The 12,990-nt window shown below is 36.5% G+C and carries 15 protein-coding genes; 10 read left to right on the top strand and 5 right to left on the bottom strand.

The window, feature by feature from the left end; translation table 11 throughout:
• The first annotated feature begins 10 nt into the window (after positions 1–10).
• The 4 genes from IGL13_RS10470 (at position 11) to IGL13_RS10455 (ending at position 4,902) form a co-directional block, all read left to right on the top strand.
• Positions 11–1,015 carry a lipoate--protein ligase gene (locus IGL13_RS10470; RefSeq protein WP_002356394.1) on the top strand — a complete coding sequence of 335 codons (1,005 nt, stop codon included), beginning with the start codon at positions 11–13 and terminating at the stop codon, positions 1,013–1,015.
• Positions 1,016–1,629: 614 nt separating this feature from the next.
• Positions 1,630–2,319: an O-methyltransferase gene (locus IGL13_RS10465; protein WP_002381418.1), complete on the top strand. Its 690-nt coding sequence runs from the start codon at positions 1,630–1,632 to the stop codon at positions 2,317–2,319.
• A gap of 240 nt (positions 2,320–2,559) precedes the next feature.
• The gene (gene ahpC, locus IGL13_RS10460) at positions 2,560–3,123 is read left to right on the top strand and encodes an alkyl hydroperoxide reductase subunit C (protein ID WP_002356396.1); all 564 of its coding nucleotides are present in this window, start codon (positions 2,560–2,562) and stop codon (positions 3,121–3,123) included.
• A gap of 96 nt (positions 3,124–3,219) precedes the next feature.
• Positions 3,220–4,902 carry an FAD-dependent oxidoreductase gene (locus tag IGL13_RS10455; protein WP_002378639.1) on the top strand — a complete coding sequence of 561 codons (1,683 nt, stop codon included), beginning with the start codon at positions 3,220–3,222 and terminating at the stop codon, positions 4,900–4,902.
• A gap of 99 nt (positions 4,903–5,001) precedes the next feature.
• Here IGL13_RS10455 and IGL13_RS10450 read toward each other — a convergent pair whose 3' ends face one another.
• The 3 genes from IGL13_RS10450 to IGL13_RS10440 all read right to left on the bottom strand — a co-directional run bounded on the left by IGL13_RS10450 (position 5,002) and on the right by IGL13_RS10440 (position 7,036).
• Positions 5,002–5,592: a hypothetical protein gene (locus IGL13_RS10450; protein ID WP_002378638.1), complete on the bottom strand. Its 591-nt coding sequence runs from the start codon at positions 5,590–5,592 to the stop codon at positions 5,002–5,004.
• Positions 5,593–5,712: 120 nt separating this feature from the next.
• Positions 5,713–6,246, bottom strand: coding sequence for a 3'-5' exonuclease (locus tag IGL13_RS10445; protein ID WP_002356400.1), 534 nt, complete (start codon positions 6,244–6,246; stop codon positions 5,713–5,715).
• 34 nt (positions 6,247–6,280) lie between these two features.
• Positions 6,281–7,036, bottom strand: coding sequence for an exodeoxyribonuclease III (locus IGL13_RS10440; RefSeq protein ID WP_002367205.1), 756 nt, complete (start codon positions 7,034–7,036; stop codon positions 6,281–6,283).
• A gap of 206 nt (positions 7,037–7,242) precedes the next feature.
• Here IGL13_RS10440 and IGL13_RS10435 point away from each other — a divergent pair, with 206 nt between their 5' ends.
• The gene (locus tag IGL13_RS10435) at positions 7,243–8,157 is read left to right on the top strand and encodes a Gfo/Idh/MocA family protein (RefSeq protein WP_002359452.1); all 915 of its coding nucleotides are present in this window, start codon (positions 7,243–7,245) and stop codon (positions 8,155–8,157) included.
• A gap of 86 nt (positions 8,158–8,243) precedes the next feature.
• Positions 8,244–9,131, top strand: a complete 888-nt coding sequence (murB, locus tag IGL13_RS10430; RefSeq protein WP_002387193.1) for a UDP-N-acetylmuramate dehydrogenase — start codon at positions 8,244–8,246, stop codon at positions 9,129–9,131.
• Between the two features lie 73 nt (positions 9,132–9,204).
• Here the strand turns inward: murB and cbpA are convergent, their stop codons facing one another.
• Positions 9,205–9,843, bottom strand: coding sequence for a cyclic di-AMP binding protein CbpA (gene cbpA / locus IGL13_RS10425; RefSeq protein ID WP_002365057.1), 639 nt, complete (start codon positions 9,841–9,843; stop codon positions 9,205–9,207).
• 285 nt (positions 9,844–10,128) lie between these two features.
• Between cbpA and rpmG the strand changes: the two genes are divergently transcribed.
• The 4 genes from rpmG to IGL13_RS10405 all read left to right on the top strand — a co-directional run bounded on the left by rpmG (position 10,129) and on the right by IGL13_RS10405 (position 12,140).
• Complete coding sequence (rpmG, locus tag IGL13_RS10420) at positions 10,129–10,281, top strand: 50S ribosomal protein L33 (RefSeq protein WP_002356408.1); 153 nt, start codon at positions 10,129–10,131, stop codon at positions 10,279–10,281.
• Between the two features lie 20 nt (positions 10,282–10,301).
• Positions 10,302–10,472, top strand: a complete 171-nt coding sequence (secE, locus tag IGL13_RS10415) for a preprotein translocase subunit SecE (RefSeq protein WP_002356409.1) — start codon at positions 10,302–10,304, stop codon at positions 10,470–10,472.
• 124 nt (positions 10,473–10,596) lie between these two features.
• The gene (gene nusG / locus IGL13_RS10410) at positions 10,597–11,142 is read left to right on the top strand and encodes a transcription termination/antitermination protein NusG (protein WP_002384070.1); all 546 of its coding nucleotides are present in this window, start codon (positions 10,597–10,599) and stop codon (positions 11,140–11,142) included.
• 110 nt (positions 11,143–11,252) lie between these two features.
• Positions 11,253–12,140, top strand: coding sequence for an alpha/beta hydrolase (locus IGL13_RS10405; protein ID WP_002362316.1), 888 nt, complete (start codon positions 11,253–11,255; stop codon positions 12,138–12,140).
• 92 nt (positions 12,141–12,232) lie between these two features.
• Here IGL13_RS10405 and IGL13_RS10400 read toward each other — a convergent pair whose 3' ends face one another.
• Positions 12,233–12,955 (bottom strand): MurR/RpiR family transcriptional regulator, encoded by a 723-nt coding sequence (locus IGL13_RS10400; protein WP_002362313.1) that lies wholly within the window; start codon positions 12,953–12,955, stop codon positions 12,233–12,235.
• Positions 12,956–12,990 lie beyond the last annotated feature (35 nt).

Genomic DNA, 12,990 nt, shown 5'->3' with positions numbered 1-12,990 from the left:
AGAACCGATTGTGATTTTTGTACCGAATGAAAATAATGACCCACGAGTGAACTTAGCAATTGAAACATATTTGTTAACAGAAATGCCTTTAGATGAGCCCATTCTTTTATTTTACATTAACGAGCCGTCAATCATTATTGGCCGTAACCAAAATACAATTGAAGAAATTAACAAAGAATATGTAGATGAGCACGGCATTCATGTTGTTCGTCGCTTAAGTGGCGGCGGCGCCGTTTATCATGATCATGGTAATTTGAATTTTAGTTTTATTATGCCAGATGACGGCAACTCTTTCCGTGATTTCGCAAAAGTTACCCAACCAATTATCCAAGCATTGCACGACTTAGGCGTTGAAGGTGCCGAATTAAAAGGGCGCAATGACCTAGTGATTAATGATATGAAGTTTTCAGGAAATGCGATGTACGCTACCAACGGCCGCATGTTTGCACATGGAACCTTAATGTTTGATAGTGATATTGATGAAGTTGTAAATACATTGAAAGTACGGAAAGATAAAATCGAATCTAAAGGTATCAAGTCTGTTCGTTCACGGGTAACAAACATTAAACCATTTTTATCTGAAGATAAACAAGAGATGACAACGGAAGAATTCCGCCAAGAAATTCTTTTGAAAATTTTCGGCGTAGATTCGATCGACCAAGTTAAAACGTATGAATTAACTGATCAAGACTGGGCGGCTATTAACAAAATTTCAGAGCAATACTATCGCAATTGGGATTGGAATTATGGTAAATCACCTGCATTTAACTTAGAACGTCGCCATCGTTTTCCAATTGGTTCAATTGAAATGAAAATGAATGTGGCGGATGGTGCCATTCAAGAAATTAAAATCTTTGGGGACTTCTTTGGGCTTGGTGAAATTAAAGATGTTGAAGATATTTTAACCGGCGTGAAATATGATAAAGCTTCTTTAGAAGAAGCCATTGATCAAATTGACGTTAAAAAATACTTTGGCAATATCGAAAAAGAAGATTTGCTTGGGTTAATTTATTAAAAAAAAAGACAGCCGTTTCAAACGGTTGTCTTTTTTCTAGCTAAAAAATAATGTTTAGCTTTTAGAAAGGTAGTGCTATGTGCAAAATCGTCGAAACGATTTTTATCAGGGAACTATCAAATAGCTCGCCTGCATATGTACTTGAACCAAGTCAAGTCCGGGAATTTGGTTATGTGCTTCACTATAAATCACTATCTGTAAAGAGTATACAAGATTTCCTTTCTTTTGTGATATCAAATTTTTACAGACAAAGTAGTAAAATTTGACGTTTCTTATTTTAGCAAGGTTATAGGCTTGTTTTGGGGCTTGAATTAGCAAGAATTAATAGTGATTTAAGGGAAAATATTAACATATGTAGAAGTATTTTTATAAGAAATAACGAGAAAAAATCAATAGGTATGTTCTTGAGGGCTACTTTTTGACGTTTTCTAATTAAAACTTAATAAAAAATAGCAGAAACAAAGAAAAAATGTGCTTACAAGAAGTAATCCGCACTTAGCTAGGAAGTTAAGAATGTGCATGTTATTTTCAAACAAATAATAAGAATCCTATTTCAATCCTTTACAGAGGAACAAGGACTTCGTATAATAAAGGGACGAAAAGGAGCGAAAGTGATGAGAAACGAAATGATGCATCGACCAGTCGTTAAACCAGAATTGGTTGAGTATATGCGTACAAAACAAAAGAAACTTCCCGGAGAATTAGGTGCAGTGGAGGCGGAAGCCAATGAAGCAGGGGTGCCGATTATTCCGCACGAAACAGTAGTTTTTCTACAATTTTTGCTAGGACAACTAAAGCCCAAAAATATTTTAGAAATCGGGGCAGCAATTGGTTTTTCTTCAAGCTTGATGGCCCAATTTGTTGGTGAAGATGGTCACGTGACCACGATTGATCGTTTTGACGTAATGATAAAAAAAGCGAAGAAAACCTACCAACGCCTAGACTTAGAAGAAAAGGTCACTCTTTTAGAAGGTCAAGCAGCTGAGATTCTACCAACGTTGGAAGGACCTTATGACTTTATTTTTATGGATAGTGCCAAATCAAAATACATTGAATTTTTACCTGAATGTTTACGGTTGCTACCAGTTGGCGGCGTTTTGATGGTGGATGATGTATTTCAAGCTGGGACAATTTTAGACCCTGCTGAGGAAGTACCGAAAAAAAATCGAGCGATTCATCGTAAATTAAACCAATTTTTAGATGTAGTCATGGCGCACCCTGATTTAACTTCTACTTTAGTTCCTCTTGGTGATGGAGTTATTTTAATTACCAAAGAGAAAGAAACGATTATTTTAGATAGTTAAAGAATGTCTTCACAAAAAGAAAGCGAATCATTAAAAAGCAAGTTCTTTTAATGGTTCGCTTTCTTTTTTATGTTATTTAAAAAGTTATCTTGCTATTTCTAATTGAGAATGATAATCATAAAATTCTCAATAGGACAGTATTATACGTTAATAGAACCTTGTTTGTTTATAATTATTCTATTGACGGAATAATTATAAACTGTTATCCTTAAAGAGTAAAAAAACAGAGGAGGAACGACAATGAATTTAATTAATCAAAAACTTTTTGACTTTGAATGTGATGCCTATCACGATGGGGAATTTACACGAGTATCAACAGAAGATATTTTAGGAAAATGGAGTATTTTCTTCTTTTATCCAGCTGATTTTTCTTTCGTGTGTCCTACGGAATTAGGGGATATGCAAGAGCATTATGCGCATTTACAGGAATTAAATTGTGAGGTTTACTCTGTTTCAGAAGATAGTCATTATGTGCATAAAGCATGGGCTGACGCTACAGAAACGATTGGAAAAATTAAATATCCAATGTTAGCCGATCCCAACGGTCAACTTGCTCGTTTCTTTGGCGTTTTAGATGAAGCTTCTGGAATGGCTTACCGTGCTTCATTTATTGTGAGTCCAGAAGGTGAGATCAAATCTTATGAAATCAACGACATGGGTATTGGTCGTAATGCTGAAGAACTTGTTCGTAAATTAGAAGCTTCTCAATTTGTAGCAGAACATGGTGATAAAGTTTGTCCAGCCAATTGGCAACCAGGAGAAGAAACAATTGCGCCAAGCTTAGATTTAGTTGGTAAAATTTAAATTCGCTTTGTAAATAGAGGTCAAAGAGTTGGATAAAACAGAGAAAATGTTTTGTTCAGCTCTTTTTCTGAAACACAGAAGAAAGAGGAGAAGCAAGTGACAGAAGAAATCTACGATTTGATTATTATTGGTGGCGGCTCAGCTGCTTTATCTGCAGGTATCTATGCAGGTCGCGCAATGATGGATACCTTAATTATTGAAAAAGACAAAATTGGCGGACAAGTAACGACGACTTCTGAAATTGTGAACTATCCAGCGATTCGTCACACAACAGGTCCAGAACTAATGGAAGAAATGCGCATTCAAGCACAAGACTTCGGTGTAGCTTTTACAAACGACGAGATTATTGATGTTGATTTTAGTCAAACGATAAAAACTGTTCAATCGGCGAGTCAAACCTACCAAGCATATGCAGTATTGATTGCGACAGGAGCTTCTGCTCGTAAAATTGGTTTCCCTGGTGAAAGTGAATTTACAGGACGCGGCGTGGCCTATTGTTCTACTTGTGATGGGGAGTTTTTCCAAGGCCTAGATATTTTTGTGATTGGTGGCGGTTATGCAGCAGCGGAAGAGGCCGTTTATTTGACACGTTACGGTAAATCAGTAACGATGATTATCCGAGAACCTGATTTTACATGTGCAAAATTAACTGCGGAGGCGGCTAAAAATCACCCGAAAATTAAGATTGTTTATAACACAGAAGTGAAAGAAATTATGGGCGATGATTTTGTCCGGAAAGCTGTGTTTGTCAATAACCAGACGGGAGAAGAAACGGTTTATGAAGCACCAAAAGACAGTACATTTGGTCTGTTTGTTTTTGCTGGAAATAAACCAAGTACAGAAATTTTTGAAGGGAAAATTGCCTTAGACCGTGGGTATGTGCCAACAACTGAGAATATGGAAACCAATATTCCCGGAGTTTATGCAGCAGGAGATTTACGAATAAAAGAATTACGTCAAATTGTGACGGCGGTTGCAGACGGTGCAATTGCCGCCACTCATGCGCAACGTTACGTGACAGAACAAAAAACACAGGCGGGCCAACCGATTGTAACGAAGCGAATGACTGAACGATTAGCTAATCAATCTGCCCCTGAAACAAACAGTCAGCAACCAAAAGAAAAACAGCCAGCGAAAGTTACTGGTAAGCATCAGTGGTTCCCAGAAAGTATGCGCCAACAATTAAGCGGTATTTTCGCTAAACTAACCAAAAAAGTGACATTGCTTCAGTTTTTGGATGCAAGTGATGAAAAATCATTGGAACTTCAGTCATTCTTAACAGAATTTGCAAGTCTGGATCAGAAGATTACTTTAGAAACGATTTTGAAAGATACTGAGCCAGCCAAAGAATTGCTGTATGGGATTGAAAAAATGCCTAGCGTTGTGCTCTTAGATACGGCAGGAAACTATACAGGAATTAAATTTAGTGGTATTCCTAGTGGCCATGAAGTAAACTCGTTGGTTTTGGCGGTTTATAATGTCGGCAGCGAGGGGCAGCCGTTAGAAGCAAGTCTGCAAAAGAACATACTTGCATTGCCAAAAAGAAAAATAGAAATCTTTGTTTCACTAACATGTCATTTCTGTCCCGATGTCGTGGCGGCTTGCCAACGTATTGCATCAATTAATCCTCATGTGGAAGCAGAAATGGTGGACATTAGTCTATTTCCAGAGTTGAAAAAAGAAAAGAAAATTATGAGCGTTCCAGCAATGCTGATTGATGGCGAACAAATGATTTTTGGTTCAAAAACAATGACCGAAATTATTGAAGCCTTGGCTTAAAAGAGGCGGAAAAAGTAATTAACCTAAAGAACCTAAGTCATTCAAAAAAGTGAGAAATACGTCGAGATGACGTATTTCTCACTTTTTTCGCATAGTTAGTCAAGTATCTCTTTTGATTAGGCGATTGAGTTTCCTAAAAAGAATTAAAAAGACACAACAGCAAATGAACAATAGGCTTCCTGTTAGTGGTAAAAAGATACCTTGCATGTAGCTATCGATATGCATTAAACCAGGTACCTCGCTGAAAAAATCATGGATAAACTGTTGAATGAGCTTATTAGCTAGAAAAGCAGCTAAAGGCAAAACAAAAATCAAATAATAGATGGGTTGTAAGGCATAGCTAATTAAAATTTGTAATTTTGTCGTACCTAAAAGAGCTAAGATCAGTAAGTCGTTTTTTTGCTCTAAAAAAGTTAGGAAGAAAGTTCGGCAAATATAACTAATCAGGAAGAAAAAGAGTGTTCCAGCGCTGATTCCAGCCAAACCTCTGAAAATTGTCAAGGGAGGAATCACTGCATAATTATCAAGAAGAATCATTTGTGAAAGCCATCGAGAAAACAACAAAGTCAATAATAGAGCAGAAAAAGTCAGAAAACTAATAATAAAGATAAGAATCAACGTACTAAATTGGTTTTTTGAGCGCCACGCATTTTTGAGAGAGTCTGTGAATAAGTAAAGAATCGAATACATCATCGCGTCCTTTCTGAAAAATTTTTGGTCTAGAGGAAAAGTTATGTAAAAGAAAAGACGTTATCTCCTGCCAACTAGCCACTGAAAGAGATAACGCCCTTGCTGGAAACAAGAACTGGATTATTTCACCAATACTAATTTTTTTAAAGGTTCAACCCCAAATCGTTGTTCTTGCTGTAAAAGAATTTCGGCACAAGCTCGGCTATCTTCTAAAGCATCATGATGATTATTTAAAGTGATATTGAGGTTTTCACAAACGGTATTTAATTTATGATTAGGAAATTCAGGAAACAGTTTGCGACTCGTTTTGACTGTACATAAAGAAAGGTAATTAGGTTGTTCTAAGCCATAGTAATCTAAACAGCCAGCCAAAACACTACAATCGAAACTTGCATTGTGAGCGACCACTAACCGATTTGGTTGAAAACAATGCTGAATTTGTTGCCATACTTCAGGGAATTTGGGCGCATTGACAACATCTGATTCATGAATGCCGTGAATTTGCGTATTCCGCCAGAAAAAAGGTGTTTCTGGTTTGATTAACGTGTAAAATTCATCCACAATCCGACTATTTTCTACTTTAACAATTGCAATGGAACAGGCACTATGTTTATCATAACTAGCTGTTTCAAAGTCAAAAGCGTAAAAGTTCATTAAAAAAAACTCCTTTCAACGCGTTGAGTAACACTTAAAAATCAAGTACAACTTCCACTGGACAATGATCACTACCAAGAATATCTGTATGGATTTTAGCACTGACTAAACGTTCATTCAAGGATTCTGACACAACGAAATAGTCAATCCGCCATCCTGCGTTATTTTTTCGTGCGTTAAAGCGATAACTCCACCATGAGTAGATGCCTTCAGCTTCTGGATAAAAATAACGGAATGTATCAGTGAAGCCACTGTCTAACAACTCAGTAAATTTTTGCCGTTCTTCAGGCGTGAACCCCGCATTTTTTTGATTGGTTTTCCAATTTTTTAAATCAATCTTTTGATGAGCTACGTTTAAATCACCGCAAAGAATTACGGGTTTTTCTTGATTTAATTCGTTTAAATAGGCACGAAAAGCATCTTCCCATGTCATTCGATAAGCTAAACGCTTTAGTTCAGCTTGTGAGTTTGGTGTGTAGCAAGTGACCATGAAAAATTCTGGATATTCTAAAGTGATCACGCGGCCTTCTTGATCGTGAGCCTCGATACCTAAGCCATAGCGAACACTTAATGCTTCTTCTTTAGCGAAAATTGCTGTGCCAGAATAGCCTTTTTTTTCGGCGTAATTCCAATACTGATGATAGCCAGGAAGTTCTAAATCAATTTGCCCAGCTTGTAATTTTGTTTCTTGTAAACAGAAAAAATCTGCATCTAATTCATTAAAAACATCCATAAAATTCTTTTTAACAACCGCTCGTAAGCCGTTGACATTCCAAGAAATACATTTCATTGTTGAAACTCCTTTCAAATAAGAAACGCTTTTGCTCGTTTCAGTGCAAACCAGAACCAAAGAAAAGGTCGCTTGGTACTTTCTTCTATTCTAATACTTTTTAAAGAAGTTTTAAATACTTGAAAAGAAAAAGAGAAAATGACTGATTTTTGGAAAGAAGTAGTCTATGATAAAATAGTAAAAAGAGCAGAAATGAGGACAAACGAATGAAAATTGGAGTCATTGGTTTAGGAAATATTGCACAAAAAGCGTATTTGCCAACTTATAGTGAATGCCGCCACTTGGCAGAGTTTGTATTAGCAACTAGAAACCCAGAAACACGACAAAAAATCGCTGATCAGTATGGCTTTACAGAAACCGTTGGGACCATAGAAGAATTGATTGAAGCAAAGATTGATGCTTGTTTTGTCCATGTAGCCACAAAAGTGCATGGTGCAGTCGTTCGCCAATTATTACAGGCTGGTATTCACGTCTTTGTGGACAAACCTTTAAGTGAAGAGCTTGCTGAAGTCAAAGAATTACAAGCATTGGCAGCAGCCAAAAATCTGCGCCTGATGGTTGGCTTCAATCGTCGTTTTGCCCCTTATACGGAAGTATTGAAAAATATTCCTGAAAAACAAACAATTTTTATTAAAAAGAACCGCATCAATACAACGAGAGAAACAAGTTTTATGATGTATGATTTATTTTTACATGTCGTTGATACCGCAGTTTATTTAGCGGAAGGACCGCTCCACGTGGTGCAGTCAAAATTAGTGGAAGAAAACGGTCATTTAAAACGAGCAATTTTACAATTAGAAACCGAACAGACAACGATTGTTTGTTCCATGGATTTACACTCTGGGGCCAATACAGAAACTTTTGAAGTCACCAGCCCCACAGGTACTTATCGCTTGGAAAATTTAACGCATTTGACCATCCAAACAGAAGAAGAATACCAAGTAAAAGAGATGGGAGATTGGACGCCAACATTGGAAAAAAGAGGTTTTTACCAAATGGTTACTGCTTTCATTCAGGCTATTCAAAAACCGCAAGAGCAAGAGTTAAAACAAGAAAAAGTCTATGAAAGTCATGCGTTATGTGAAGAAATGCTACGCCAACAACAACGGCATGTTCTTTAAAGAGGACTAGCAACTTTCTTTCTATCATGCTAGAATAAGACAGATATTTTGAAAAGAAAGGACTAACTTTCGTGAACACTAAAGCTATGTTAGAAACATTAAACGAAATTACTTTATTAGTAGATGAACCATTAAAAAACGTAACCTTTACCAAAACAGGCGGCCCAGCTGATGTGTTGGCCTTACCCAAAACAAAAAAAGAAGTCGAAGAGATTGTGGCGTATTGCCGAGAACAAGGACTTTCATGGTTAGTATTAGGCAATGCTAGCAACTTGATTGTTCGTGATGGCGGTATTCGCGATGTCGTGATTATGCTAACAGAAATGAAAGAAATCAAAGTAGCCGGTACCACCATGATTGTGGATGCTGGTGCCAAGCTGATTGATACAACCTACGAAGCCTTAGCAGCTGATTTAACTGGTTTTGAATTTGCTTGTGGCATTCCGGGAAGTGTCGGTGGTGCTGTTTATATGAATGCTGGAGCATACGGCGGGGAAATTAAAGATGTTTTCCAATCTGCAGAAGTGCTGTTGGCAGATGGAACTATCCAAACAATGACGAAAGAAGACCTGAATTTCCGTTATCGTCATAGTGAAATTCAAGAATTACATTGTATTGTCTTGCAAGCTACGTTTGCTTTAGAAAAAGGGAATCATGCAGAAATTAAAGCCCAAATGGATGAATTAACGGAACTTCGTGAACTGAAGCAACCGCTAGAGTATCCCTCTTGTGGCAGTGTCTTTAAACGCCCTGTTGGTCATTTTACAGGGAAATTAATCCAAGACGCTGGCTTACAAGGCTTAAAATGGGGCGGTGCTCAAATTTCCGAAAAGCATGCGGGATTTATTGTTAACATCGATCATGCAACCGCAACAGATTATGTGGAATTAATTGCACATATCCAAGAAGTGATTAAAGAAAAATTTGATGTTGAATTGCAAACGGAAGTTCGAATTATTGGTGAAGAAGTCTAAAAAATAAGCTAGGGAGGCAAGTCATTTTGACTTGCCTCCCTAGCTTTAAATCCTAAGATAAAGGTCGTAAATTTTACTCGTCTTCTAAATTTTCCAATTCTACAACTTTAAAGTTTTTCCGCTCTAAATGTTCTACAATGGCTGTACACGTTTCGGCAGTTGTGCCGGCTGGTAAAGTAATAAGTGTGCGACGAACAAATTCTTCACTATCGACATCCAATGTAATACAGCTGGCGATGCTGCTATATTTGGCAATGATTTTTGAAATGGCTGCTAAGTCGCCTTGTTGACCAACTGAAGCAATTGTTAAAACGTAGCTCCCTTGTTTTACATTCCAAGATTGCGCTAAAATATTTAATAAGGTGCTGTGTGTTAAAATGCCGTAAAAATAATTATTTTCATCTAAAACAGCAATGTAAGGCAGTTCTTTAATAGTAAAAAATACCTTGAAAAATGAAGTGTTGACATAAATAAATTTTGTAGCATTTTTTAACAAATAGGTAACAGGTAAACTCATATCGCCACCGTTTGCTTTATGGCGGTAAATATGCATTTTATAAATATTTCCTCGGAAAATTTTTCCAGATTCGTCTAAAATTGGGACACAACGGTAACCTGAGTCTTCTAAAATAGAAAGAGCTTCTTCTAGAGTACAAGATTCATTGACGGTTGTTAAATTATCTTTTTTAATAACTACAGATTTTAATAACATAAACAGGCCTCCTAAGGGTTCATTTTTAATAAATTTATCATATCATAACTTAGCAGAAAACAATAGCTGAGACCTCAGAATAAAAGCAATTTTGTTAAAATAAATAGAAAATAAAGAAAAATCAGATATTTTATAAAAGAAATCAAGCACGTATTCGCGATAATGGTAAAAAATTACGTAAGAATCGGCACAGCGCTTCTTTAAAAAGTAAATTAAACTTTGACAACTTTTTCGAATAATGGTACTGTTAAGAAGTAAATTTGTGAATAGAGGAGGTCGAAGAACATGGCAACAAAGAAAGCAGCTCTTGCTTGTTCCGTTTGTGGCTCTCGCAACTATTCTAAATCCGTTAGTGAAGGTAAACGTGGCGAACGCTTAGAAATCAATAAATTCTGTAAATATTGTAATCAATACACGTTACATAAAGAAACGAAATAGATTTAGAGGAGGGTATCAACATGAAATTTTTCCGCAGCGTTGCTGATGAGATGAAGCAAGTAACTTGGCCAACAAAAAAACAATTGCGTAAAGATACATTAGTTGTAATTGAAACATCTATTTTATTTGCAGCATTGTTCTTTATCATGGATACTGTTATCCAAACGGCATTTGGCTGGATTTTAAAATAATTAATTCTAGTATTTCCCGACGAGGGGTGCTATAATAGTATTCGAGAAAAAGCTTCGGGAAACTGAGCTTTTTTTATTTGCTCGAAAAAAATAAACTAAAACATTTAAAGGAGCCGAATCAGTAATGGAAACTTTTGAAAGAAATTGGTACGTATTGCACACCTATTCAGGCTATGAAAATAAAGTAAAAGCAAACATTGAATCACGTGCACAAAGCATGGGGATGGGCGATTATATTTTTCGTGTCGTTGTACCAGAAGAAACAGAAAAAGAAGTCAAAAATGGTAAAGAAAAAGAAATCGTTCATAAAACTTTCCCTGGTTATGTGTTAGTGGAAATGATTATGACCGATGATTCTTGGTATATTGTTCGTAACACGCCAGGCGTAACTGGTTTTGTAGGCTCACATGGTGCCGGTAGTAAACCCGCTCCTTTATTACAAGAAGAAATTAACCACATTTTACGTTCAATTGGCATGAGCACCCGTCAATCAGACTTAGAAGTAGCGCTAGGCGATACAGTGAAAATTATCGAAGGTGCCTTTTCTGGTCTTGAAGGTGTTGTGACAGAAATCGATGAAGAAAAACAAAAATTAAAAGTAAACATCGATATGTTTGGTCGTGAAACAAGTACAGAATTAGACTTTGAACAAGTCGATAACATTGATTAATAAACAAGCTGACAAACTATTGTTCAGCTGATTGATACAGATTGTAGGGTCTGGAAAAGCAGTCAACTGACTTCTTTTCCAAGCCCTTTTTTATTTCATCGCAGAAAGGAATGAAAAAAATGAAACATGCCCAAAAATATCGTTATTTTTCTTTGCTAATGGGTCTTGTTCTATTATTAAGTGCTTGCCAAATTGGGGCAACCACGAAGAATGACAATCAAGCCGCCACAAAAGAAGCAACTGTTGAGTTAAACCGCACAACAACACCAACGCTTTTTTTTCATGGTTACGCAGGAACTAAAAATTCGTTTGGCTCGTTACTGCATCGCTTGGAGAAACAAGGTGCCACAACTCAAGAATTAGTGCTACTCGTTAAACCTGATGGGACCGTGGTTAAAGAGCGAGGAGCTTTAAGTGGCAAAGCGACGAATCCCAGTGTTCAAGTTCTATTTGAAGATAATAAAAACAATGAATGGAATCAAACAGAATGGATAAAAAACACATTACTCTATTTACAAAAAAATTATCAAGTGAACAAAGCCAATATTGTCGGGCACTCTATGGGTGGTGTTAGTGGTTTACGTTATTTAGGAACCTATGGGCAAGACACATCGTTACCTAAAATTGAAAAATTCGTCAGCATTGGAGCACCTTTCAATGATTTTATTGATACGAGTCAACAGCAAACCATCGAAACGGAACTAGAGAACGGCCCCACAGAAAAAAGTAGCCGCTATTTGGATTATCAAGAGATGATTAATGTTGTTCCAGAAAAACTGCCCATTTTATTAATTGGTGGTCAATTAAGTCCAACAGATTTAAGTGATGGAACGGTACCGTTATCTAGTGCCTTAGCAGTCAACGCCTTGCTAAGACAGCGAGGAACTCAAGTCACTAGCCAGATTATTAAAGGAGAAAATGCACAACATAGTCAATTACATGAAAATCCTGAAGTAGATCAATTGCTAATCGAATTTCTATGGCCGAGTAAAAAATAGCAAAAAGGCACATGTTCCATAAAAAATGGAACATGTGCCTTTTTCTATACTTTGGCTAGCGAAATAGCTTTTTTCAGCTATAATAAATAAAATTATTTATTTTTAGGAGATATTGGAATGTAATCCTCATGATTTAAATAAGCACAAATCAAGGCTTCAAAGGTGATTAATGTTTGGCCAAAAAACATTTGTGGCTGAGCGACACTTGTTGAAAACGGGCTGTAAGAGTCAGTTGAAAAAACGAGATCTGCCAGTCGACCAAGAGTTGAATTTTTGGCGCCAACAAAAGAAATGATAGGATGTTTTTTCTCTTTCGCAAGCAGAGCTGTTTCTTTTAAGTATTTTTCTTCACCAGAATGTGAAAGGATGATAAAAAGAAAATTCTGATTATTTTGACTATTTATCGAATGAGTATAGGCTGTTGTGATGCTGGGGATGCCATGAAAATTGAAAACTTCACTAATGTAAGCCGCCAAATGTCGTGAAAAGTCATGACCTAAAATAACAAATAAATGACTCTTGTGTTTGGCAAGCAGTCGACAAAACTCGTTGGTTGTTTCAAATGAAGGCGCTGTTTCAAAAGGGATTGGCTGAGAAAAATGGGCTTCTTTTAATTTGTAAATAAGTTCATTATAACCTGATAAATTTAATTTTTTGGCTAAACGAATGATGGAACTAGGCGAAGAAAAGCAGTGTTTGGCAACTTCCCGAATACTCAAATCGGCCGCATTCGTACTTTGTTGATCCAAATAATACAAAATCTGACTTTCTGTTTTCGTTAAATGATACGTTTCTTTTAAGTAATCTAAGTTCATGAGCAAACCTCCTTTATCAGATTATAAATAATTTT

It is taken from the genome of Enterococcus sp. DIV1937 (genome assembly GCF_050535975.1).
In the GTDB taxonomy this organism is placed as follows: domain Bacteria; phylum Bacillota; class Bacilli; order Lactobacillales; family Enterococcaceae; genus Enterococcus; species Enterococcus faecalis.
The sequence above is the reverse complement of the archived record's forward strand: the minus strand, read 5'-3'. Positions and strand labels throughout refer to the sequence as shown.